This is a genomic window from Bradyrhizobium sp. CFUWI (genome assembly GCF_056429085.1).
Genome location: NZ_JBWJZE010000327.1, coordinates 1 through 384 on the forward strand (window position 1 = coordinate 1; position 384 = coordinate 384).

General features: G+C 65.1%; 1 pseudogene. It reads left to right on the plus strand.

Features of this window, described 5'->3' with window-relative positions:
* Positions 1–204 precede the first annotated feature (204 nt).
* Positions 205–384: pseudogene (locus AC066S_RS40035) on the plus strand (amino acid ABC transporter); the annotation flags it as partial.

The window sequence follows — 384 nt, forward strand, 5'->3', positions numbered from 1 at the left end:
GAAACGGCCCGCGGCGGCCTGGCGGTGAACATCGTGGAGTGCTGACGGGCCATCCGCATTTCCGAGGGGGCATGGCTCCATACCCCTTCTTTATAATGTGTCCGCTCCGTGACGCCCGCCGCCGGGCCGCGGCCCCACCATGTCCGGCTTCGCCACCCGCCAAGCCGGATTTTTTGTACCCTGCCTACCCCACAGGAACCGCTGATGAAGATTCTCAAGACGATGGCCACCGCTGCCGTGGCGCTGTGCGCGGCCTTCTCCGCCCAGGCCCGCCCGATCGACGCCATCCAGAAGGACGGCAAGATCATCATCGCGACGGAGGGGCAGTTCGCACCTTTCAACTACTTCAACGGCACGCAGCTCACGGGCTTCGAGGTCGACGTG